This is a genomic window from Flammeovirga aprica JL-4 (genome assembly GCF_012844305.1).
GTDB lineage: Bacteria > Bacteroidota > Bacteroidia > Cytophagales > Flammeovirgaceae > Flammeovirga > Flammeovirga aprica.
Genome location: NZ_JABANE010000034.1, coordinates 1 through 22,057, shown reverse-complemented (window position 1 = coordinate 22,057; position 22,057 = coordinate 1). Strand labels below are relative to the sequence as shown.

Genomic DNA, 22,057 nt, shown 5'->3' with positions numbered 1-22,057 from the left:
CAATGATGTATTGGTGTACTACAAATCTACGGATCGGAATACGTTATTACTACACTCCACCAAAAGCGTAGTAATTCAATAACGTCACCCTTTTTTATAAAATACTTCAAGGTAAAATGCATGATCGTTATTGTTTTTTGAGGGTAAAAAAGACCATAATTAGGTGTTAATAATACATTTCATAAGAAATAATGTAGCGTTGACGTAGTTTTAAAAAAGATAAAACCATCAAAAACAAAGCATTTTATCAGTAAAAAATTACTTCTTTGATGACGCTTGTTCCCAAATTTTATAATTGATTTTAATTACATTCACAACAAAAGAAATTGAAGAACATGTAGTAAAACATGTATCACTAAAATCTAAACATCAAATGAAAAATAGAATTTGTGAACTTTTTGATATTCAATATCCTATTATTTCTGGAGGAATGGTCTGGTGCAGTGGCTGGAAGTTGGCTTCAGCGGTAAGTAATGCAGGTGGACTTGGATTGATTGGTGCTGGATCTATGCATCCGGAAACTTTCTTGGAACATGTACAGCAATGCAAGCAAGCCACTGATAAGCCTTTCGGTGTGAACATTCCATTGTTCTACCCTGAAGTTGATAAATTGATGGAGATTATTGTGGATGAAAAAGTTCCTATAGTTTTCACATCTGCTGGTAGCCCTAAGAAATATACTTCGTTTTTAAAATCACACAGCATCAAAGTAGTACAAGTTGTATCTTCTTTGAAATTTGCTTTAAAATCTCAAGATGCTGGAGTAGACGCTATTGTTGCTGAAGGTTTTGAAGCTGGCGGTCACAATGGTAAAGAAGAAACAACTACTTTATGCCTGATTCCTCCTATTGCAGAACAATTAGAGATTCCAGTAATTGCTGCAGGTGGTATTGGATCTGGTAAAGCAATGTTAGCTTGTTTTGCTTTAGGTGCTGAAGGCGTTCAAGTAGGTTCTCGTTTTGCCATTACCAAAGAATCATCTGCTCATGATAACTTTAAAAATAAAGTGGTTGAAGCTGGTGAAGGTGATACTGTCTTAACTTTGAAAGATTTGACAGCTGTTAGATTAATCAAAAATAAATTCTACGAAAGAGTTGCTGAAGCGGAAGCTAGAGGTGCCTCAAAAGAAGAATTAGCTGAGATTTTAGGGAAGAGAAGATCGAAGAGAGGTATTTTTGAAGGTGATTTAGACGAAGGAGAAATCGAAATCGGACAGGTATCATCTCAAATCGACTCTATTAAATCAGCAGAAGAAGTAGTCAATGAAATGATGGATGAATTTAATACTGCTAAAAATCAGGTGATAAATGGGTAATTAATTCATTTATATTGTAAATTAATAGTAAAAGCATGTTTTAAGGATTTACTTAAGACATGCTTTTAATTAAAAATACAACAACTGTTACTCTCAAATATTACACATGAAACTTTTTACAGCCGAACAAATAAGAGCTTGGGATAAGTACACTATTGAAAATGAGCCCATTTCCAGTATTGATTTAATGGAAAGAGCCGCCACTAAACTCACAGATTGGTATTTAGAAAATTGCAGTAATTTTAAAGAAGTTACAATTTTTTGTGGCGTTGGCAATAATGGTGGTGATGGCTTAGTGATGGGGAGGCTATTAAGTAATGAAGGATTTAATGTCACTTGCTATATTGTTCATTTTTCTGAAAATCAATCCAAAGACTTTCAAGAGAATTTAGAAAGGTTACCCAAAAGAGTTGCTCTACATCACATAAAAACGGAGGTGGACATTCCTTCATTAGATCAAGATACTGTAATTATTGATTGTATTTTTGGTTCTGGGTTGTCAAGAGCTCCTAAGGGGATTACACAGCAAACCATCGTAAGAATCAATCAATCTAACTCTCCTGTTATTTCGGTTGATATTGCCTCAGGGCTTTACGCTGATCATTATGCCAGTCATTTTCAAACAATTATTGAAGCTGATATTACTTTGACATTAGAAACGCCAAAGCTTTCAATGCTCTTTGTAGAAAATGCTAAGAATGTTGGTGAAATGATTGTACTTCCTATTCAGCTTAGTGAACAATATCTATCTGAAACGGTATCAAATCACTTCTTTTCTACTGATGATGTGATTAAACAACTCTACAAGCCTAGAAGCAAGTTTGATCACAAAGGAAAATTTGGTAATACACTTTTGGTTGGTGGTTCAAAAGGAATGATGGGAGCAATTCAGCTTGCCACAAAAGCAGCTTTAAGATCTGGTACTGGGAAAACGACAGCCTTAGTTCCATCATGTGGTTATGAAATAATGCAGGCTACTCTCCCAGAAGCAATGTGTATTGCTGATCCTTCCAGAAATCATATTGTAGCTTCTACCCTCTTAAAAAATTTTACAGCTATAGGAATTGGTCCGGGCCTTGGTCAACACGACCAAACTAGAAAAGCAGTCCGTTCAATTATTGAGGACTTCGAAAAACCAATTGTATTAGATGCTGATGCCTTGAACCTGCTTTCTGAAAATGAAGAATGGTGGAACTTTATTCCTGAAAATTCTATACTCACCCCTCATGTAGGTGAGTTTGAAAGACTCACAGGCGTACATTATGTTCAATCTTTTGACAGAGTGGAAGCGGCAAGAAAAATGGCTATTCACCGTCATATTATTATAGTATTGAAAGGAGCTAACACTGCTATTTGTCTACCAAATGGTGAAGTTCATTTTAATTCCACAGGAAATCCAGGACTTGCTAAAGGAGGAAGTGGTGATGCTCTATTAGGAATAATTACAGGTTTACTTTCTCAAAAATATACTCCTAAGGATGCGGCATTGCTTGGTGTTTATTTACATGGGAAGGCTGCAGATATTGCAGTGCAAGACAGAGGTTATGAAAGTTTGATCACAACTGATGTTATTGATTGTCTAGGAAAAGCATTTATCAGTCTTTTAGAATAAGAAACTAAAGCTTTAAGCAAAAAAAATCCACATCTTCTACTTTCAGAAAATGTGGATTTTTTGTGTCAAATTAATTGAATTAACGAATATCTAGTAAACCGTTAATTTCGTCTTGACTCATATCAGCTTTGCTTGCTAACTCTTTTCTTAAATCATCTTTCACAATTCTTTCAGCCTCAGAAATTGGGTACTTGATAGACATTGTGATATATGTTAAACCATCCACTTTTTTCAACATAACGATTGGAGTAGTTCTACCTAAACGAGCTGAAACGTTGTTTTGGTAAGCACCGATTACTTCAGTTACTGAAGCAGCATCAGACATACCTTCTGAGTTAGCTACATTTGATTTGATTCTACCTACAATTTCAGAACCTATTTGTGAAGCAATATCTGTCAAACATAATTGCATTGCTGCTTGTTTTGCAGCTGCAAATGTTTCTGCTTTTGACTCCTGAGTAGTTACGAAGAACTTAGGATTACCCATATCATCAGTAGACAAACGTGCTAAATAAGAATTTTCTATTTGCATATCCATTGGTAAATCACCAGGGATTTCAGAATATCCTTGCTTTTTAAGACCCTTTGCTGCTTTTCTAGCATCCTTAACGGCCTTGCCTTTCAATTCTTTAAGAGTAGCTTTTTTTTCTTTTTTGGTTTGGGCATGATTCTCAGTGGCAATAAAGAACATTGCAACAAATACGAATAAAAAACTTAACGTGAATTTATTTCTCATAGTTTAATAAATTAAAAAGTAATTGTCAGTTACAATCTTAAATATATAAATAATATACTTTAAATTGACAGATCAAATTAAAAAGAACATTCAATTCTAGTAATTTTTTATGAAAAAAATCTTATTTGCAACCTTTTTTATCAGCCTAACAATAAACATTTTCGCCCAAAAGGTTAAAAAACTCAAAGGCAAAGTCACAGAACAATTAGAAGACACCCATACTGTTGGTGAATTTAAAGAAACTTTATTGAGAAAAGCCCAAATTATGGCTTTGGCAGATGCTTTTGGAACAAACTTATCTTCCGCTTCTGATTTAACGTTGAATAATGCGGCCATGGAACTTCAATCCCTTAATACCTCTACAGTAAAAGGAGAATGGATTAAAACAGAATACGTAGAGTACACATGGCATCTTGCTGTTGAGAATGAAAAGCAAGTCATCTATTTAGAATGCAATGTTGAAGGTAAAGGCAGAGCTATCGATACTCCAGAATTGAATTTCAAAGCTTCTACTTTAAACTGTTCTACTCCAAAATGCGAAACCACAATGTTTAAAGAAATGTCGCATTTTTATACTTATTTCCAATCTCCTAAAAATGGATTTATTAGTATTTATATGAGGGAAAACGATAAGGTATACCGACTGTTCCCTTACTCTACCATGCATTCTGATGCGTCAAAACCTTATGCTGTAAATGCAGATCAAGAATATATTTTCTTTGATCCAAAAAAGGCTGAAAACTTTGAAGGAATAAGCAGCAGACAGGTTGACGAATTAGTACTTTCAACCATGGGACCTAAAAGAATTTTTAACCGCTTGTATGTGATTTATTGTCCCACTGAATATGATAAGCCTATTTTAAAAACGGAAGAAGGGGGTATTAAAACCATTTCTCCTGAAGATTTCCAAGAATGGTTAGCACTTCAGAAAACAAATAAAAAAGGGTTTCAGGAAAAAGTTATTTACTTTTCTATAGAGAAGTAACAAATAAGTACAAATTCAAAATTAACTATGATTTATTTTTGACTTAAGTACTAAGCCAAAAATAGATGATAACTAATTCTGAATTATTTTTTGTGAGGACGACGCTGAAAAACGTATCAATGGTGGTTCTATTTAAAGTTTTTTGAAGGAAGTAATCGCAAAACAATAAACAGAATTAGTATTAAATATTTTTGTCTTAGTACTTAGTACATAAAGGGTGATGTATTGTTTATCATATCATACATCACCCTTTTTTTTCAAAATTAACTTGATAAAGAAACTCTTCTTGCTCGTAAGTATTGCATTAGTCCAATGTTACTTCCTTGCCATTAATTTCAATAATATCCATTTCTCCCAAGTAAAATTCTGCTTTATACAAATCTTTCGCAGCTTCAGCTGAAATAAAAGCAGACAACTCTTCATTTGCATGAAAAAACTCATCCCAATCAGGAGAGCCAGTTACATCAAAACTCCACTCATTATCATCATTATCCACTAATGGACTATACACATAATATACGCCGGTAAAAGTTCCATCTGTATTGAATAATTTAAAACGGAGTTTGATTGTATTAATTTCATTTTCTCCGTTGTTATCTGACCAAAGAAAAATACCTGCTCTTGTTGGCTCACCAAAAAATGAACTTAACTGATATTTAAACTTTAAAGCCCCAAATGAATAAAGTTTTTCATCTGCTTTTACATTTACATCAGACACACTTACTAAACCTGTGAAGAAGTAAGTAGAATTCTCACTTGTATAGGTAATATCAGTTGTGTTTAGGTAGTTATAGCCTAGTTGGACTTCGGGTTCTCCATCTCCATTTTGGTTATCAGTGCCTTCAGTCTCCCCACCTACATTGTCCATATCTTGATCGGGATCAATTGAAGTTTCTTCGCCACACGAAAATAAAAAAGCGACCATTAACAGTTGAATTAAATATTTCAGTCTCATGTTAAAAAAGTTTAGGTAAGTAAAATACACACACGATATTAGAACATTTTAACACTTAAGCACAAATAATAATGCAATAATTTCACCTTTTAATGCTAAAAATACCCACAAATGGTTACTAGGAATTAAGTAAAACCTAAAAAGTATTTAATAAAAAAACAGACAACCAAAAATTCATTTGATTGTCTGATTATACCTATAATTTGATTATTACTTCTTATTGAGCTTTCACTATCTTTCTTCCAAAACCCCATCTGCATGTAACGCAAAACGACCTCTTTCCTTATCATGCACCATCTCTTTTTTATCCCATGGCCAACCTCCAAATTCTGTTCTTTGGTAGTCAGCAAAAGCTTGTTGTAATTCTTCTTTTGAGTTCATAACAAATGGACCATGTTGTGCTACAGGTTCGTTGATTGGTACACCCTGTAAGAGCAGTACAAACGTATCAGTATCTCCTGCTCTTACAGTAATCTCTTCCGTTGGATTGATATGAAACAAACTATTTTTATCCACATGTTTGTCTTCTACTGTAATCTCATTACCTCTATAGAAATAAAGGACTCTATTGACCTCAGAAGAATCTTTAGGTAATTTCCATATTGCACTCGGCGAAAGTTTCACCCTCCATATCGCTACTTTATTTGAAGTATCAGACGCCCATGAATCAGGCGTTGGTGATAATGGTTTTTGAACTCCATACGCACCTGCAATTACTTTTATATTGATATCATTCCCATTATTATCCTTTTTATTCACTATTGGAATATCTTCATGCCATAGCATTTTATAACTTGGTGAAGCCATTTTATCCTTTTTAGGCAAATTCAACCAAATTTGGAATAACTCTAATGGGTTTTCTTTTTCTGTATTTAATAGTGGAAACATTTCAGAGTGTTGCACTCCTGCACCAGCAGTCATCCATTGTACATCTCCTTCTCCAAATCTACCCGCTGAACCTAGTGAATCTGAATGATCAGCTAAACCCTCTTCCACAATAGTTACAGTCTCAAAACCTCTATGTGGGTGATAAGGAAAACCAGGAATTTTTCTTCCATGATACATACTAAAACCATCTTTTCCAGAAAAATCAGAACCTATGTTTCTCCCCTCTAAAGGAACTGATATACTCATATCTTCATTTCCTTTAGGATATACTTCTTTATGGTGTGCCGTAAATAAAAATGGGTCTAATGTAGGCCATTGATTTCCTATTGATTGTACTGAATATATTTTTTGATTTTCCATATTTCTTATTTTTAATGTTTATACATTATTTGTTTAAACAAATTAAATAAAAATAAATGCTAAATGCAAACTGAGACATCAAAAAAGAACAACCTATAACAAGACAAAAGTCGTATTAAAATACAATTTGAAGGATAACTTATTGTAGCAAATAAAAACCTGTTTGAAACAAACTCAATTGAAGTTTCAAACAGGTCAATATAAAAGGATAAAATTTTATGCTCTATCCCACCATTACATGGGCTTCAGGATATTGGAACTTGTTAGTCTGAACTGTAGAACTTAATGCCAAAGCCAACGTTAATGTTCCTACCCTGCCAATATACATGGATAAGATAATAACTACTTTACCAAAAGAAGAAAGTTCACCCGTAATGCCCATACTTAAACCTGCCGTACCAAATGCTGATATTTGCTCAAATACTAAAGGTAGAATGTCTATATTTGGATTGTCGAGTTCAGTAATTGTCAAGACAAAAATGGCCATTAAATTATAAATGGCGGCAAACATAAAAATGGAGTAAGATCTCTTTATATTATCATCACTGATCGTTCTTTTACGCACTACAATTCTTTCCTGACCTCTAATAATACCAATTGATGAAAGCAGTAATACATAAAAAGTACTACTCTTAATACCACCACCTGTTGAACCTGGTGCTGCACCAATAAACATTAAAAAGATCATCACTATAATCGTAGACGGTTTCATACTTCCAAAATCCATGGAGTTAAAACCGGCTGTCCTTGTGGTTACAGATTGGAAAAAGGAAGCCACAAGCGATTCGAATAAAGTTCTATCTTCTCTTAATTCATCAATCTCCAAAAAGAATACGGCTATCATTCCTACCAAAATAAGAATCACAGTGGAGTACAATGAGATCGATGTCCCAATGGAATATTTCTTCCAAGGGTTTCTAAAACGATCTGCAATTTTTTGGGGTGAAAATATCTCCTCAATAGTCGTAAAACCAAAACTTCCAAAAATGATGATAAAGCCAATTACTAAATGTAACCCATACATATGCCTTAAATCTACGACCATCCCCGGTGTACTAAATTCAGTTGTTTCATCAGATACTATATAAGTATTTAAACTATCGGGAAACAAACTGAAGCCTGCATTACAAAAAGCAGAAATAGAGTGGAATATTGAATAAAATATTTTCTGGAAAAGGTTATTAAAAACAAGGTTGCTATCCCATGAAAAGAAAATTAGAATAGATCCTAATGCTTCTATCAATAATGTCAAGAAGATAACTTTACGTAAAAGTCCAGTTGCTGACGAAAGATCTTCACTACTCAATACATCTTGTATAATAGTCTTATGCTTTAAACTTACCCCTTTAGAAAGGAATGTTGCAAAGAATGTAGCAAAGGAAACAATACCAATCCCTCCTAATTGAGCTAAAAACAGAATTACTAATTTACCTTTAAAAGTAAAAAATTGACCGGTGTCTACCACTGCCAAACCTGTCACACAAGATGCACTCACAGAAGTGAAAAGAGCATCTAAAAAAGACATACTTTCATCTATACCTATGGAACAAGCAGGAAGCATTAATGCAAAAGTCCCCAACAAAATCAATAGTATAAAACTGAAGATAAAGGTGGTGGAAGGTTTTATTTTATATTCTGATATAGAGGATGAGCTTTTCGTAATCTCAATAGATATCAGAATAAAAAGACAGAAAAACAGATAGTTTACATATTGTATAAACGGATTGTCAAGCCAAAAGCTTTTAAACAACTCTTCTATGAGTCTTACTCCAAAAAAGTAATGAAAAAGGCCATTAAAAGCGATATATAATAGAAAAGTCCCCTCTACAAAGGTGGATTTAAAAAATTTAAATCGATGGCTGGAAAATATTATCCTTAATAAATAAGAAATACAGTATACAAAAAAGATTACATCAAGAATTGATAATAAAACCTTCAATTCCTCTTCTGCGATATAAAACCCATAATTGTAAATCAGTATAACAACAGCAACAAAAGTATTTATAACGGATGCTATTCTCTCGTATTTAAAAACCGATAGCTGGTACTTAAGCAACCATTGATTTATGAAGTCATTCGTGTTTGAACCCATACTAGATTAATAGTTATAGAGGTCAAATATAATAACATTCGTTTAATGTTATTCTTTAACTGATAAAAAAAATAAATTGCAGAATTAGTGTGTGATTTATTTTCTGTTTTTATGAAACCCAATAAAACTCTATATTTGTAATATTCAGAGCTTTAAGATTCATAAACATCTAGACAAATAAAAATGAAAGTATTAATTGATATCGAAGACAGTAAAGTTGAGTTTGTACTTGAGCTACTCAATAATTTAAAGTTTGTAAAGACTGAACCACTTACTCCTCACAAAGCAGAAGTTTTACAAAGCTTAAGTGAAGCTGTTACTGAAATGAGATTAATTAAAAAAGGCAAATTAAAAGCAACTCCTGCAAAAGACCTTCTTGATGAATTATAATATTGCTGTTATTCCTAACTTTAAAAAGGAGCTCAAAAAACTAGCAAAAAAATACCCTTCTTTAAAAAGCGATTTCTCGAAATTAATCCAGACTTTAGAAAAAGATCCAAAATTAGGAATTCCTTTAGGGAATAATTGTTATAAAATAAGATTAGCAATTACCTCAAAAGGGAAAGGGAAATCTGCTGGAGCAAGAGTTATCAGCTATATTCAAATAACTGAAAGCACTGTATACCTTCTTTCAATTTTTGATAAATCAGAAAAAGAAAGCATTTCAGACAAAGCTATAAGTGAACTTTTAAAATATATCCCTTAAGGAATATCAATATACTTATGTGTCTGCAATGATAATTGCCACTCTGGATTGCTCTTTACAAACTCTACTAATAAAGGGGTAATTTTAGCTCTTTTAGACCATTCTGGTTGAATATAAAGTTTACAATTCTCTGATAATTTTTCAGATAATTCTATAGCCCATTTCAAATCGGCTTTATTGTAAACTACAACTTTAAATTCACTGGCTTGAGCGTAAACTTCGTCCACAGGCTGTTTGAATTTTTTAGGAGATAAAGTGATATAATCCAATTCTCCACTTAATGGATGTGCCCCTGAAGTTTCAATATTGATATGGAAGCCTTCTTCCTTTAGTTTTTGAGTTAATGGTCCAAGATCATGCATCAAAGGCTCACCACCTGTAATAATGGCTAATCGACCTGGATATTTTTTTGCATTCTGAACAATTTCTTCAACGGCTAAAACGGGATGTTTGTCCTGTTCCCATGACTCTTTTACATCACACCATACACATCCTACATCACAACCTGCTAATCGTATAAAATAGGCGGCTTGCCCTGTGTATGCTCCTTCTCCTTGAATCGTATAAAATGCCTCCATCACTGGAAGTGAGAGGCCCAACTGCACGCGTTCCTTCGTTGTATATTCTAAATGCTTAACCATTAAAAGTCCTTTTTAATATTTTGAGTTTAAAAAGTCCTTCAAGGGGTGAGGGAACCCTTGAAGGACTCAGACCGCAAATTTCGTAAAAAAATGCGACTATTTATAACTTATATTGTTTCCTTAACAGATTTTCTTTTTACTGATTCCAATGTGTTCATCAATAAAGAAACTACTGTCATTGGTCCTACTCCACCTGGTACTGGAGTAATCCAACCTGCTTTTTCGCTTACTTCATCAAATTTCACATCTCCTTTCAATGAGAAACCAGATTTTTTTGAAGGATCTTCAATTCTTGTGATTCCTACATCTATTACTGTAGCACCTTCTTTTACCATATCAGCAGTTACAAACTCTGCCTTACCCAATGCTACGATCAAGATATCAGCTGAAAGACACTCCTCTTTCAAGTTCTGTGTTCTACTGTGTGTCAAAGTAACTGTACAGTTTCCTACTTTACTGTTACGTGACATCAATAAACTCATTGGTGTACCCACAATATGAGAACGACCAACAATCACACATTTCTTTCCTGAAGTTTCAATGTTATATCTATCTAACAACTGAACAATACCGTAAGGTGTTGCGGGAAGGAAAGTTGGTAAACCTAGCATCATTTTCCCTAAGTTTGCCGGATGAAAACCATCCACATCTTTTTTAGGATCAATAGCCTCTGTTACCTTCGTTTCGTCGATGTGTTTTGGTAATGGAAGTTGAACAATAAATCCGTCAATATCATCATTATTGTTAAGTTCCTCGATAGCTTGAAGTAATTTCTCTTCTGTTATATCAGCGTCAAACTTACATAATGTTGAATCAAATCCTACTTGCTCGCAAGACTTTACTTTGTGATTCACATACGTTCTGCTTGCACCGTCTTCACCAACTAAAATAGCGGCTAAATGTGGTTTCTTGCCTCCTGCGGCAGTCAGTTTTCTTACTTCTTCAGCAATTTCTTGCTTGATTGCATTTGAAGTCGCTTTTCCGTCAATTAGTTGCATGGAATATCTGTGGTTATCCTAAAATTTTATATTAGAGGCACAAAAGTAATGACTTTCGTCTCTTTTTTCTAAAAAAAGTGTTCTTTTTTATTTGTAAACTTCAATTTCAGAATAACCACAGCTTTGCACTCATGGAGAATTATTAACTCTATAGATTGACATATAGGTAGTTTCTTTCTCTCCTTTCTCCAATAATGTTGTTTTTACAGAGTTGATTTTTCTCTTCAACATTGGCTGAGGCACTTCTTTGTTTGTATTTTCATTAGTTTTCTTTTCTCCTTTGAAAAGGAAAAAGGGCATTAACACAAAAAATGTTGTACCTCCTAAGTATAAAGCTGTTTTAGCTAATGCAACAAACAATTCGAGGTTTATTGCACATGTCGAACCGATCACGACCATAGTGATCAATCCAAAAAATAGTGTATTCTTTTTCATTGTTTTAATTTTTGATGTCTTTGTTTTTGAAACTTTTTCTTAATTAAAAATTGTGACCATTCTTTCCCTTCTTCAAGGAAACTTTGTTTTGGAATTGAAATCATATCAACCCGGGTTTAAAAAGTGAAACATAAAAAAAGGTCCATATACCGAAGCATAAGGACCTTTCTCATAAATATATAGATATTCCTACATCGCTTCATACAGCATATCCCTCACTCTGCTTTCGCAAAGAGAAAATCCTTGAGGGGCGTCTATATGTAAAGTGATGTATTTCATAATTTCTTTTATTTTACGATACAAAAGTATTTAACTTATTTTTAAGAATGAATTTAAATAAGTGCAAATTCAAAATTATCTAATGATTTATTTTTGACTTTGTACTTAACATTTTATTTGTACTTATCATTCAAGCCAATACCTTCTTTGATCATTGGAGTGATTTTTTCGAGTCTAGACATTTTAGTCGCTTCTCTTTTGGCTGAAGCGATGTACTCACCATATTCCCTCCTTTTTGAAAGGGTTAAACCTTTAAAAGCCGCTTCCAGTTCCTTGTCTTTTGTAAAAGCATCAACCAATTCATTGGGTAAAATTAATGGTTTTGGAGCACGATCCATTTCTACCACTTTACCCGCTTTTTGATTTTCAATGGCCTCAGCGATATATGATTTTAATGTGTCGGTTTGTTCTTTTAGTTCCTCAAAATTATTAAAACGCCATTGCCTTAGTGCTTTTGTTTTATTCTCTTGAGCATTGATCAGGTGTTTTCCTTTATCCTTTAAAAGAGCTCCTTGATGGAACCACAAACCTACATAGTTTTTAAAAGAAGCGATACCCACCACATTTTTACCATCGATCATATAAATAGGTGCTCCCCATTTCACACCTTCTTCCAATTCTGTTTCTGTCAGGATAGATCTAAGATAAATCAATTCTTGACTCCAATTTTCTGAAGATGTTACATAATCTTCTACTGTTGCATACCTTTTCATGATAGTTAGTGTTTTTGTCTAATTCAAAACCGGATTATTTACCTTACCGATAAATAATGGCTCCTTAGTCATTTTATTCCTTATGATAAAATAGAAAGGTTGATCAAAAATATACTCTTCGTAATCCTTCATATCCAAACTTCTGGAGACTTTTGCTACAGATGCCGCTACTGCCACCGTTCCTATTTCATCTATCTTTAAAAACGATTTCTGATACATCTTGCTTACAAATAAGTCCTTTTCTGATTTCTTAAATAGCATTGTAAAATCTGCCCCACTCTGAAAAGGAATTGTTACGTTCATATTCCTCATCAACTCAATACAGTCCAATGAAGAATTCATAACAAATTTTGGAAATTCAATATGTACCTTCTTCTCTTTTAACTTCATATCCATAGCAGTTATTGCATCAAAAGAGAAAGTTGGTGTGCTGATCATCAACATTTCATAATTTCCTTTATAAGGTAAAATGATTGCTTTTGTTGAACCGGAGGCATAACATTTCACAGTTTCTGTTTTAGAAAGAAAATCCGCTTTAACTGTTTTCTGATTATTCAGGTGAAAGTCTTTATTATAAGTTTGTTTTGTATCAAAAGGATGTTCCCATTCTGCTTTGAAATAGAGCGCATTCATCAAGATTAATTTATCCATTGGTGAAATGGACTCAATCATATCTTTTATTTTATAATCGGTATTTTCATAAAACCAGTTATTGATTTCATCCTTAACCTTCTCTCCCTTTCTTATAAAATCTCCTGATGCAATTTCCGCTTCATAATTCTCTTCCAATATTTTCTTTAAAGAGCTGTTCAAAGCATAACCTTTTGAATACCTTAAAGCACTTTTCAAAACGCACTCCTCTCCTAATCTTTTTTGAAGGTCTATCAAGTAAGAATTCAGTAATACAATTTCGTCTTTAGTATAACCTAGGTGACCGATCAATTCTTTTTTTGTCTCACCTACAGACATATTAGCCAACATACTATTTAAAGTATAAAGACTCAAAGGAGAGAATAATACATTCTTTTGTTTTTCTTGACTTAGTTTGCTTGCTTCATTTATCCCAACTTCCAGCAGTGGATATTTCTTTTGAGCATATAATGATGATACCCCAACAAAGATAAATGTGAATAGTAATAATAATCTATGCATAAAAAAGTGTTTCCAACACTAGAGCAAGATTGCTACCATTTCTTTATAATTTTATAAAAAAGTAAACCTTGATATTTACTTTTTTATAAAGCATCTTTACAAAAAAGATTCGGCATGGCACATTCTAAATATATTAATCCTTTTACTGATTTTGGCTTTAAAAAAATATTTGGCGAGGAAGCTAATAAAGATATTCTTATTGATTTCCTAAATGCTATTTTACCTGAAGAAGATCAGATTAAAACTTTAGAATACAAGCAACAAGAACACCTTGCTAGACGAGATATAGATCGAAAAGCAATCTACGACCTTTATTGTGAAAATGATTTGGGCGAGAAGTTCATCGTTGAATTGCAAAGGGCAAAACAGGAGTTTTTTAAAGACAGAACATTGTATTATGCCACCTTCCCAATCCAAGAACAAGCAGAAAAAGGGACCGATTGGAAATATGAACTAAAAGGTGTTTATGTCATTGGGCTAATGAATTTCACTTTTGACAACTCAGAAGATTTTCATCACAACATAAAATTAAGAGATGAAAAAGGAAATACTTTCTATGATAAACTCTCTTTTGTATACCTTGAACTCCCAAAATTTTCTAAACCTTTAACGGTACAAAGCACTATCTTTGAAAAATGGATTTACGCTATTAAAAACATGCCTAATCTAGATGAGATTCCGCCTCTTTTACAAGAAAGAACCTTTAAAAAGTTATTTAAAATTTCTGAATATTCTGCTATGAATGAAACTGACAAAGTTAATTACGAAGAATCACTAAAAACCTTTAGAGATTACGTCAATACATTGGGTCAAGCAAAAGAGGAAGGTATTGAAATTGGAGAAAAAAGAGGAGAAAAAAGAAAAGCTATAGAAGCTGCAAAATCAATGCTTATAGACGGACTGAGTATAGACAAAGTAGTTCTTTATTCAGGGTTGACAATTGAGGAGGTGAAGAATATAAAACTATAATGTCCTACAAAACAGTTCACATAAAAACTTCTCAACAAATAATTTGATCATTTAAACCATAGATATAGAAGCAACATTAACAAAAACTGATTATATAACATAATGTTTTATTTAAAACACTTATTGTTATTTTTGTAAATAAAAGAGATTTGTATGGACTATCTTTTTTTTTAAATTACTTTTGTCTCATAGTAAAATTATCAATTATAATCTTCTTCCGAGAATGGAATTAAAAAATTCAGAATATCAGATCCAAGGTGTGCCGGTAACGGAAATTGCAAATGAGTTTCAAACTCCTTTATATGTATATGATGCTGATAAGATCATTAATCAGATCTCAACATTAAGAAATGCATTTAATGGCGTTAACTTAAGAATAAAATATGCAATGAAATCTTTATCTAACTTGAGTATTTTGAAGTTAGTGAAGGAACACGGTGTGGATTTAGATTGCGTTTCTATTCAAGAAGTGCTTTTAGGTATTCAAGCTGGATTTCCTAAGGAAAGAATTTTATTTACTCCTAACTCTGTTTCTTTTGAAGAAATTCAAGAGGCAGTTGAATTAGGCGTTGTAATCAACATTGATAACATTGCTATCCTTGAGCAGTTTGGTGATGTTTACCAAGATACAGTTCCTTGTGCTATTAGAATCAACCCGCATATTACTGCAGGTGGAAATGCTAAAATTCAAGTAGGTCACATCGGTTCTAAGTTTGGTATTTCTATCTTCCAAATGTCACATGTAAAGAAGGTAGTAGAAAGCCATAACATTAATGTTGTAGGTCTGCACATGCATTCAGGTTCTGATATTTTAGATTCTGAAGTATTCTTAATGGCCGCTAATGTAATGTTTGACTGTGCAAAAGACTTCCCTAACCTTCAGTTTATTGACTTGGGTTCTGGATTTAAAGTAGCTTACAAGGAAGAGGATATTGTTACTAATATTCCTGAATTGGGCAAAAAGATGTCTAAAGCATTCCAAGAGTTCTGTGCTTCTTATGGAAGAGACTTAGAGCTTTGGTTTGAGCCAGGTAAATATTTAGTTTCTGAATCAGGACATTTATTAACGAAGGTCAATGTATTAAAGCATAGCCCTGCCGCTGTATTTGTAGGTGTGGATTCTGGTTTAAACCACCTTATCCGTCCTATGATGTACGATGCATACCACCACATCAAAAACGTTTCTAATCCTGAGGGACCAAAAAGAGTGTACGATGTAGTAGGTTACATCTGTGAAACTGATACATTTGGTTATGATAGAAAACTGAATGAGGTGCGAGTGGGCGATTTATTATCTATCGAAAATGCTGGAGCCTATTCTTATTCTATGAGTTCAAACTACAACTCAAGATTACGTCCGGCAGAGGTATTGGTATTCAACGGAGTGCCTCACTTAATCAGACAAAGAGAAACATTAGAAGATCTTACTAGAGGGCAGGTGGATATTTTCTCATCTATTCCTGTTAAAACAGAAGAAGCTTCATTAGACTAAAAATATAGACAACTCACATTGTTTTAACGCCTTTCTTACTTTTGTAGAAAGGCGTTTATTTTTTCTAATGAAAAGTGTTGTTTCTGATGGATCTTATATAAGCGTATTTTCCATCATACACTTTCGAAGAAGAGATATAGTAGTAGATGATGGCGTCAAGAATGGCATTTTTCTGATTAGAAGTCATCACCAATTGATTGTCCAACTTGAAGAAAATGTCTTCAGAAAGTTTCCCAAGCCAAAGTTTCTTTACACTTTGATCTTTAGTGACTCTCAGAATATCTTCTAAATAGGCCACAAGCACATCTTCAACATTATTATCCACCAATATATGCATGGTGTCAATAAGGAAATTAATATCATCTGAATCTTCAATACCAGACTTCAACTGAAGGATTGCTTGAAAAACCCGGTCTTGTAAAACGGTCAGGCGTTCGTATTCATTGTCCAGCTTTCTGTCATTGATTTCTTCAATATAACACAGCGACAAAATATACAATGCCGACTCAAAATCTCCTTGGTTTTCATAGCATCTTGACCATAATAAAAATTCATCTAGAGAGAGGCTTTCGAAACTATCAATTCTATGGTTAAAAATGCTGATAATTTCGTTGTATTTTTTTTCCTCAAATAGTTCTCCCAGGTCTTTTATTGACATATTTAAAGATCAATTTTAATAATAGAGTAATGTAACAATGTGCTCAAGCAGCACCATAAGCATCTACTACAATATACTAATTTTTGAAGTGTTATTTTGTCACTATTTAAATAATTCTTATCTCTTTACGAAGCCTATAAATACTCATTCAATCATGTATTATCTTTATCTCAAACTACTATATAATCGAATATGATACGAGGATTTATGTTAATTCTAGCGATGCTGTCGCTGGGAACACTTATTAATGAAATTTCAGGCTTGCCCATCCCAGGAAATGTGATTGGGATGATTATTTTATTCTTATGTCTTTATTTAAAAATTATTCCTTATGAGTGGGTAAAAGATGCCGCTCAATCTTTAACAAGAAGAATGTCATTATTCTTTATTCCTGCTGGTGTCGGGATGATGGAATATTTAGACATGATACAGAATAACTGGCTTATGATCAGTGTAACTATTGTAGGGTCAATGTTTGCAGTGATGTTGTCTGCAGGCTTTGCCGGAGAATTTTTAGGTAAAAAGGAAGATAAATAATGGAAACTATCAATCATCTTTTCGAAAGCGAAACGTTTGCATTAGCCGCTACGCTTGGTCTTTTTTTAATTTTTGAAGCAATCTATCAAAAAGCTAAAACACCGTTATTGAATCCTGTTTTAATGACCATTATTTGTTTGATTGTCATTTTAAAACTATCCGGTGTACAATATGGAACCTATCAGGCCAACACCCGCATGATTCACTTTATGCTTGGGCCATCTGTTGTTGCCTTGGGTGTATTATTATATGAACAGTTACAAACTATAGGTAAAAATGCCGTTGCCATTTTATCCGCTACTTTTTTGGGTAGTGTGATGGGTGTAGTTTCCGTAATCTTAATTGGAAAGTTATTTGGAGCTGAAGAGGATTTGATCATTTCGATGGTTCCAAAATCAGTCACCACTCCTATCGCCATGGCTGTTTCTGCTCAAAATGGTGGTATTCCATCAATGACGGCTGTGTTTGTAATTATTGTAGGTGTTCTGGGTGCTTCAGTCGGACCTCTTGTGGTTCCTAAAGTGTTCAAAACCGCTATTGCTAAAGGTTTAGCGATGGGTAGCTGTGCTCACGGTATCGGTACGGCACAGGCCATTCAAATGGGAATGGTAGAAGGTGCTATCAGTGGTTTGTCCATTGGTTTAATGGGTGTGTTTACCACATTAGTAACTCCGGGTATCTTGGCTTTATTCTACTAAATTTATTGGCTACCAATATATAGACCTATCCCACTGTAATACATTCATATTGCAGTGGGATTTTGTTTTTAATCAACATCTGACTTCATTTGTATTACAATTTGAACTATATTGATCATTCTATAAACAGTTCGTTATAAATCTATTAAACATAACTATTCATCGAACTTACTACAAAGCTGGTAACTAATCTTTAAATGAAAATGAAAACAAAACTGACTTTAATAGTACTGCTCGTACTAAATGCTTCACTATTGTCTGCTCAAAACTTTATCAAGGGGTATTTGAGAAATGCAGAAACACAGGAAGCTATACCTTATGCAAACATTGTTGTCAAAGGAAAAACAATTGGTGGTACAACCAATTCAAATGGGTACTTCAATATTCCCATCAAATCTTCATTCCATTCTGACACACTGAGCGTCTCCTCCATTGGATTCACAAAACTTGAAGTTCCTATTCGAAAACTTTCCAAGTACCTCGAAAATGAATTGGTTCTGCTTCCTGCTACTGAAGAACTTGATATGCTTACCATCAAAGCAAAAATGCCTACGGTCAAAGAGATTATCAAATACAGTAGTCAATCTTTCAAAAAGAGTATCCGAAAGAAACAGTATCTAGGTGAGTTTTATTATGCCGAAACGAAATACACCAACGATGATTTTCAGGGTGGTATGGAATCTACTGGAGAAATTTATTTCGAAAATTACAATCAGATAAAATCAGATAATGCACACAAATGGAGCTATCATATTTTGATGTTTGATCAGATTAAAAGAAATAAAGACTATAATTGGAACTATAACAATTGGGAGCACGAAGAGTCAAAAGAAGAAATAAGACTTAATAATAAATACCACGAAGGTCACAATATTGTAGAGAGAAACCTTCGTAACCTTAATTTTAATGGCAATCAAAATATTTTCCATTATCAGCAAGCATTTATAAAAAATGGTCCTTTGGTCAATCCTACGAATTATAAGTTTGAATTGGAAGAGATGCTTGTCAATGATGATCAACTCGTTTATGTATTAAGTTTCTTCGATCAAAATAATAACGGTGGTAAAGGACTGCTTTATGTTACAGAGGAATATGATCTTTTAAAGGTTACTTCCGAAGATTTAAGACCTATTCAAAAATATGGAGAGTACACGCATGATAATATACCTATATTCAAAAACCGTATTTCTTCAAAAGGTGAAATCACTTTTACTAAAGTGGGAGAAACACTTTACACGGATCATATTGATTTTGAAATGACCTATAAAGATACTATTGATGTCATCAAATATGTTGGAAAACTAAATATCCCAAACTTCAGTACTATTGCCTGCTACGATCTTAGAAAAGCAAACATGTTTAGATTCTCCGACAGGGCTTTTTTGGTACAAGCTGAAAGTTTCCCTTATGTCGGATACAACTGTTCTTTCTGGGGATTTACAACAAGCAGTTCTTCTGAATTGTCAAATAGCATTGATTCAAAAGATATTCTGATGGATTCCACACTCTATCAAAAAGAACAGACAATCAGGAAGGGTTATATACTATATGGTTATGATAAAAAAAGGCAGAAACAATTGACGCCTGAAATGGAGAAACAAATTGAAGATCAAAAATTGTTTCATTACTATACTTCCAGAAATCTATTGCATAGAAGTGCTTATGATGATCTTATAATTACCGAAAACAAAGAGAATAAGGGTATTTTGAAAGATGAATTTAACAAAATGACCAAATTATCCCAGTATGATCAAAATCAGATCACAAAAGAAGTAATGGATAGTTTGAGGTATACAATTTCATTTCACTCTCAGCTTAACAGTATGTCTGACGACTTTCATCGTCGAAAAGATGGCTTAGCTCTCAAAGATTTTCAAGAGTTAAGCACCAGCTACATGACACAATTTATGGATACCTTGATGGTTTATAAACCTCTTTTATCTGATCAATATGCCAAAACCATGAAAGGTAATATTTTGGGTTTATGGCTCAATATAAATGCACTTTATGCTGAGGCAAATCCGGTAATAGTAAAAACACAGGCTCCTAACCTTTTATTAAATGCTTTAAATTACTTTGACTTAGATGATCCTGAAATGAATCAAAGTGATTTAGATAATCTTGTAGCAGAACATATAGACATCCACCTTAATTTTATCGAGGATGAAAACCGATTGTTTGCTGATGATGCTCCTTTTCATGATAATAAAAATACAGTGGAACGTTTTCAAGAAATCAACAATCGATATGTCAAAAATAAAGAACTTAATGAAAAGGTTTTAAGTACTTATCTAAAGGAGTATTATTTCTACAATGATACAGTACAAAATACCACATTTTCAGATGCTGTGGCTTATTTTGAAGCTAGCTATCCTCAATCTGAACATCAAGCTGACCTAAATCAATTAATTACACAAAGAGGTGGTTTTAACAAACACGAAAAAGTGAAATCTTTGGAAGTATTGGATCATGACTTTAACAATACATCAATTGATTTTTCTAAAGGCATTCATATTGTAGATATTTGGGCTTCATGGTGTGGGCCATGTATAAAATCTATCAAAGAGCATTACCCTGACATGATTGAGAAATACTCAAAAGAAGGAGTGAAATTCCATTTTATTTCCATTGATCATGGAAATAACAAGTGGAAAAATGCTGTCACAAGATTTGCTCCTGACGATAATGAATACCATTTTAAAATAGCAGATGAAAACATTAGCCGTTTTAAAAAGAAATTTAGTGTAAATGGTATTCCCCTAGTGCTGATTATCAAAGATGGAAAACTAATTAAAAGAATGAGTGGTTTCCAAGAGCAGGTTTTGATAAAAGAATTGGATGATCTAAAACAATAATAATAATCCTCACTTTGAAATATCAGTTTTGAAGTGAGGATTTTTTAATCTATGAAGCAAGCAAATTAAAAGTCAAATTAACAAGAGCGTGGAAAAGAAAACAGTAAACAAGGTTTCGTTCTTTTTCATAGATCAACGCCAATATTAACCCTATCACAAAAAACTGTATATCAACGATACTCCTAAATGGAAAGTGGATCAAACCAAAACACACCGTTGTAAAAATTACCCTATACTGTACTTTTATTCCTTTCCTTTCTAAATATTCTGTAGCTATCCCTCGAAAAACGACCTCTTCCAAAAGAGGAGCAAATACTAATCCTCCTATGATTCGTGACAGGTTAACATTTTCGATATTAACATCGAAATTATAGCCATAAAAATAACAGAATATCGATGTGACACTGATTGCGATACATCCATAAATTATCAATTTATGTTTCTCTACTTGTCCAACTTTGATGTATTGAAGCCAATTCAATTTATAGATGACTGCAAAGACAAAACATATATTTAAAAATTCAGCAATCGTGAAAGCTAGATTATAGTCTTTCAGAAAGTAATCAATCGGAAGGCGAAATAGTTGTAGAAGAATCACTACCATTAATAAAAACAGTAGGTACAATAGTATGTTTTTCATAAATAGTTTAGTTTTTTTTGAAGTACTAGGACAAAAGTAATCGAATGTTTCGTAGACCCATAATTGAAATTATGGGCTTTTGGGAAGATAACTCACTGATCAACTTTTGACTTTAATATTTGATTCATCGCATTAAATGGATAAAAACCTATAAATCTTTGAAACATATCAAGTTTATAGTGAAAGTTGAAAAATGGGATAGTTTCCCATAAGCCCATGACCTCTAGTCATGGTGCGTGATATTTTGTCCTCTTTCCATGTACTTAAATGATCAAGTAGGGTAAATATGGAATAAGTCTACGTCTATCCCATATTTATCCCTCTCACAGAACCGTGCGTAC

At 33.3% G+C, this 22,057-nt stretch carries 22 protein-coding genes; 11 read left to right on the top strand and 11 right to left on the bottom strand.

Annotated elements, in window-relative coordinates; genetic code table 11:
- The first annotated feature begins 373 nt into the window (after window positions 1-373).
- Together HHU12_RS13955 and HHU12_RS13950 are read left to right on the top strand one after the other, a co-directional pair.
- Entirely contained in the window at window positions 374-1,315 is a 942-nt protein-coding gene (locus HHU12_RS13955; protein WP_169657361.1) for an NAD(P)H-dependent flavin oxidoreductase, read from the top strand.
- 106 nt (window positions 1,316-1,421) lie between these two features.
- Entirely contained in the window at window positions 1,422-2,927 is a 1,506-nt protein-coding gene (locus HHU12_RS13950; protein WP_169657360.1) for an NAD(P)H-hydrate dehydratase, read from the top strand.
- Window positions 2,928-3,006: 79 nt separating this feature from the next.
- On the opposite strand, the gene HHU12_RS13945 is transcribed toward HHU12_RS13950, so the two are convergent.
- Window positions 3,007-3,663: a hypothetical protein gene (locus tag HHU12_RS13945; protein WP_169657359.1), complete on the bottom strand. Its 657-nt coding sequence runs from the start codon at window positions 3,661-3,663 to the stop codon at window positions 3,007-3,009.
- A gap of 109 nt (window positions 3,664-3,772) precedes the next feature.
- Here HHU12_RS13945 and HHU12_RS13940 point away from each other — a divergent pair, with 109 nt between their 5' ends.
- Window positions 3,773-4,648: a hypothetical protein gene (locus HHU12_RS13940; protein WP_169657358.1), complete on the top strand. Its 876-nt coding sequence runs from the start codon at window positions 3,773-3,775 to the stop codon at window positions 4,646-4,648.
- Window positions 4,649-4,952: 304 nt separating this feature from the next.
- On the opposite strand, the gene HHU12_RS13935 is transcribed toward HHU12_RS13940, so the two are convergent.
- From HHU12_RS13935 to HHU12_RS13925, 3 genes are all read right to left on the bottom strand, one after another.
- Window positions 4,953-5,603, bottom strand: a complete 651-nt coding sequence (locus HHU12_RS13935; protein WP_169657357.1) for a hypothetical protein — start codon at window positions 5,601-5,603, stop codon at window positions 4,953-4,955.
- Between the two features lie 231 nt (window positions 5,604-5,834).
- On the bottom strand, window positions 5,835-6,851 hold the full coding sequence (locus HHU12_RS13930; protein ID WP_169657356.1) for a pirin family protein: 1,017 nt from the start codon (window positions 6,849-6,851) through the stop codon (window positions 5,835-5,837).
- A 223-nt stretch (window positions 6,852-7,074) separates the two neighbouring features.
- A complete protein-coding gene (locus tag HHU12_RS13925) occupies window positions 7,075-8,445 on the bottom strand; it encodes a TrkH family potassium uptake protein (protein ID WP_394353200.1) in 1,371 nt (456 codons plus the stop codon).
- On the opposite strand from HHU12_RS13925, the gene HHU12_RS35345 reads away from it, so the two are divergent.
- The 3 genes from HHU12_RS35345 (at window position 8,393) to HHU12_RS13915 (ending at window position 9,649) form a co-directional block, all read left to right on the top strand.
- Complete coding sequence (locus HHU12_RS35345) at window positions 8,393-8,554, top strand: hypothetical protein (protein ID WP_240970962.1); 162 nt, start codon at window positions 8,393-8,395, stop codon at window positions 8,552-8,554. The two genes, HHU12_RS13925 and HHU12_RS35345, sit on opposite strands and share 53 nt — an antisense overlap.
- A 572-nt stretch (window positions 8,555-9,126) precedes the next feature.
- On the top strand, window positions 9,127-9,333 hold the full coding sequence (locus HHU12_RS13920) for a hypothetical protein (RefSeq protein ID WP_169657354.1): 207 nt from the start codon (window positions 9,127-9,129) through the stop codon (window positions 9,331-9,333).
- Entirely contained in the window at window positions 9,323-9,649 is a 327-nt protein-coding gene (locus HHU12_RS13915) for a type II toxin-antitoxin system RelE/ParE family toxin (protein ID WP_169657353.1), read from the top strand. Before HHU12_RS13920 ends, HHU12_RS13915 begins: the two co-directional genes overlap by 11 nt.
- Here the strand turns inward: HHU12_RS13915 and HHU12_RS13910 are convergent.
- From HHU12_RS13910 to HHU12_RS13890, 5 genes are all read right to left on the bottom strand, one after another.
- Entirely contained in the window at window positions 9,646-10,290 is a 645-nt protein-coding gene (locus HHU12_RS13910) for a 7-carboxy-7-deazaguanine synthase QueE (RefSeq protein ID WP_169657352.1), read from the bottom strand. The two genes, HHU12_RS13915 and HHU12_RS13910, sit on opposite strands and share 4 nt — an antisense overlap.
- A 107-nt stretch (window positions 10,291-10,397) precedes the next feature.
- Window positions 10,398-11,288 (bottom strand): bifunctional 5,10-methylenetetrahydrofolate dehydrogenase/5,10-methenyltetrahydrofolate cyclohydrolase, encoded by an 891-nt coding sequence (locus HHU12_RS13905; RefSeq protein WP_062621158.1) that lies wholly within the window; start codon window positions 11,286-11,288, stop codon window positions 10,398-10,400.
- A gap of 129 nt (window positions 11,289-11,417) precedes the next feature.
- Window positions 11,418-11,723: a hypothetical protein gene (locus HHU12_RS13900; RefSeq protein WP_169657351.1), complete on the bottom strand. Its 306-nt coding sequence runs from the start codon at window positions 11,721-11,723 to the stop codon at window positions 11,418-11,420.
- A gap of 392 nt (window positions 11,724-12,115) precedes the next feature.
- A complete protein-coding gene (locus HHU12_RS13895) occupies window positions 12,116-12,715 on the bottom strand; it encodes a YdeI/OmpD-associated family protein (RefSeq protein WP_169657350.1) in 600 nt (199 codons plus the stop codon).
- 18 nt (window positions 12,716-12,733) lie between these two features.
- Window positions 12,734-13,867 (bottom strand): serpin family protein, encoded by a 1,134-nt coding sequence (locus HHU12_RS13890; protein WP_169657349.1) that lies wholly within the window; start codon window positions 13,865-13,867, stop codon window positions 12,734-12,736.
- A gap of 114 nt (window positions 13,868-13,981) precedes the next feature.
- Here HHU12_RS13890 and HHU12_RS13885 point away from each other — a divergent pair, with 114 nt between their 5' ends.
- Both HHU12_RS13885 and lysA read left to right on the top strand, forming a co-directional pair.
- The gene (locus HHU12_RS13885) at window positions 13,982-14,836 is read left to right on the top strand and encodes an Rpn family recombination-promoting nuclease/putative transposase (protein WP_169657348.1); all 855 of its coding nucleotides are present in this window, start codon (window positions 13,982-13,984) and stop codon (window positions 14,834-14,836) included.
- Between the two features lie 223 nt (window positions 14,837-15,059).
- Entirely contained in the window at window positions 15,060-16,328 is a 1,269-nt protein-coding gene (gene lysA / locus HHU12_RS13880; RefSeq protein WP_169657347.1) for a diaminopimelate decarboxylase, read from the top strand.
- A 64-nt stretch (window positions 16,329-16,392) separates the two neighbouring features.
- Here the strand turns inward: lysA and HHU12_RS13875 are convergent, their stop codons facing one another.
- Window positions 16,393-16,986, bottom strand: coding sequence for a hypothetical protein (locus HHU12_RS13875; protein WP_169657346.1), 594 nt, complete (start codon window positions 16,984-16,986; stop codon window positions 16,393-16,395).
- A 207-nt stretch (window positions 16,987-17,193) separates the two neighbouring features.
- Between HHU12_RS13875 and HHU12_RS13870 the strand changes: the two genes are divergently transcribed.
- From HHU12_RS13870 to HHU12_RS13860, 3 genes are all read left to right on the top strand, one after another.
- Complete coding sequence (locus HHU12_RS13870) at window positions 17,194-17,523, top strand: CidA/LrgA family protein (RefSeq protein WP_205959881.1); 330 nt, start codon at window positions 17,194-17,196, stop codon at window positions 17,521-17,523.
- Window positions 17,523-18,221, top strand: a complete 699-nt coding sequence (locus HHU12_RS13865) for an LrgB family protein (RefSeq protein ID WP_205959880.1) — start codon at window positions 17,523-17,525, stop codon at window positions 18,219-18,221. The genes HHU12_RS13870 and HHU12_RS13865 overlap by 1 nt, the downstream gene beginning before the upstream one ends.
- A 203-nt stretch (window positions 18,222-18,424) precedes the next feature.
- The gene (locus HHU12_RS13860) at window positions 18,425-21,076 is read left to right on the top strand and encodes a carboxypeptidase-like regulatory domain-containing protein (RefSeq protein ID WP_169657344.1); all 2,652 of its coding nucleotides are present in this window, start codon (window positions 18,425-18,427) and stop codon (window positions 21,074-21,076) included.
- Between the two features lie 49 nt (window positions 21,077-21,125).
- Here the strand turns inward: HHU12_RS13860 and HHU12_RS13855 are convergent, their stop codons facing one another.
- On the bottom strand, window positions 21,126-21,716 hold the full coding sequence (locus tag HHU12_RS13855; protein ID WP_169657343.1) for a CPBP family intramembrane glutamic endopeptidase: 591 nt from the start codon (window positions 21,714-21,716) through the stop codon (window positions 21,126-21,128).
- Window positions 21,717-22,057 lie beyond the last annotated feature (341 nt).

Bases quoted from the DNA above. Each gene is read 5' to 3' on its own strand.
- HHU12_RS13950 (WP_169657360.1), top strand. From the start codon at position 1,422: ATGAAACTTTTTACAGCCGAACAAATAAGAGCTTGGGATAAGTACACT.
- HHU12_RS13915 (WP_169657353.1), top strand. From the start codon at position 9,323: ATGAATTATAATATTGCTGTTATTCCTAACTTTAAAAAGGAGCTCAAA.
- HHU12_RS13930 (WP_169657356.1), bottom strand. From the start codon at position 6,851: ATGGAAAATCAAAAAATATATTCAGTACAATCAATAGGAAATCAATGG.
- HHU12_RS13890 (WP_169657349.1), bottom strand. From the start codon at position 13,867: ATGCATAGATTATTATTACTATTCACATTTATCTTTGTTGGGGTATCA.
- HHU12_RS13885 (WP_169657348.1), top strand. From the start codon at position 13,982: ATGGCACATTCTAAATATATTAATCCTTTTACTGATTTTGGCTTTAAA.
- HHU12_RS13895 (WP_169657350.1), bottom strand. From the start codon at position 12,715: ATGAAAAGGTATGCAACAGTAGAAGATTATGTAACATCTTCAGAAAAT.
- HHU12_RS13920 (WP_169657354.1), top strand. From the start codon at position 9,127: ATGAAAGTATTAATTGATATCGAAGACAGTAAAGTTGAGTTTGTACTT.
- HHU12_RS35345 (WP_240970962.1), top strand. From the start codon at position 8,393: ATGGAACAAGCAGGAAGCATTAATGCAAAAGTCCCCAACAAAATCAAT.
- HHU12_RS13945 (WP_169657359.1), bottom strand. From the start codon at position 3,663: ATGAGAAATAAATTCACGTTAAGTTTTTTATTCGTATTTGTTGCAATG.
- HHU12_RS13935 (WP_169657357.1), bottom strand. From the start codon at position 5,603: ATGAGACTGAAATATTTAATTCAACTGTTAATGGTCGCTTTTTTATTT.
- lysA (WP_169657347.1), top strand. From the start codon at position 15,060: ATGGAATTAAAAAATTCAGAATATCAGATCCAAGGTGTGCCGGTAACG.
- HHU12_RS13860 (WP_169657344.1), top strand. From the start codon at position 18,425: ATGAAAACAAAACTGACTTTAATAGTACTGCTCGTACTAAATGCTTCA.
- HHU12_RS13865 (WP_205959880.1), top strand. From the start codon at position 17,523: ATGGAAACTATCAATCATCTTTTCGAAAGCGAAACGTTTGCATTAGCC.
- HHU12_RS13955 (WP_169657361.1), top strand. From the start codon at position 374: ATGAAAAATAGAATTTGTGAACTTTTTGATATTCAATATCCTATTATT.
- HHU12_RS13900 (WP_169657351.1), bottom strand. From the start codon at position 11,723: ATGAAAAAGAATACACTATTTTTTGGATTGATCACTATGGTCGTGATC.
- HHU12_RS13910 (WP_169657352.1), bottom strand. From the start codon at position 10,290: ATGGTTAAGCATTTAGAATATACAACGAAGGAACGCGTGCAGTTGGGC.
- HHU12_RS13875 (WP_169657346.1), bottom strand. From the start codon at position 16,986: ATGTCAATAAAAGACCTGGGAGAACTATTTGAGGAAAAAAAATACAAC.
- HHU12_RS13905 (WP_062621158.1), bottom strand. From the start codon at position 11,288: ATGCAACTAATTGACGGAAAAGCGACTTCAAATGCAATCAAGCAAGAA.
- HHU12_RS13940 (WP_169657358.1), top strand. From the start codon at position 3,773: ATGAAAAAAATCTTATTTGCAACCTTTTTTATCAGCCTAACAATAAAC.
- HHU12_RS13855 (WP_169657343.1), bottom strand. From the start codon at position 21,716: ATGAAAAACATACTATTGTACCTACTGTTTTTATTAATGGTAGTGATT.
- HHU12_RS13870 (WP_205959881.1), top strand. From the start codon at position 17,194: ATGTTAATTCTAGCGATGCTGTCGCTGGGAACACTTATTAATGAAATT.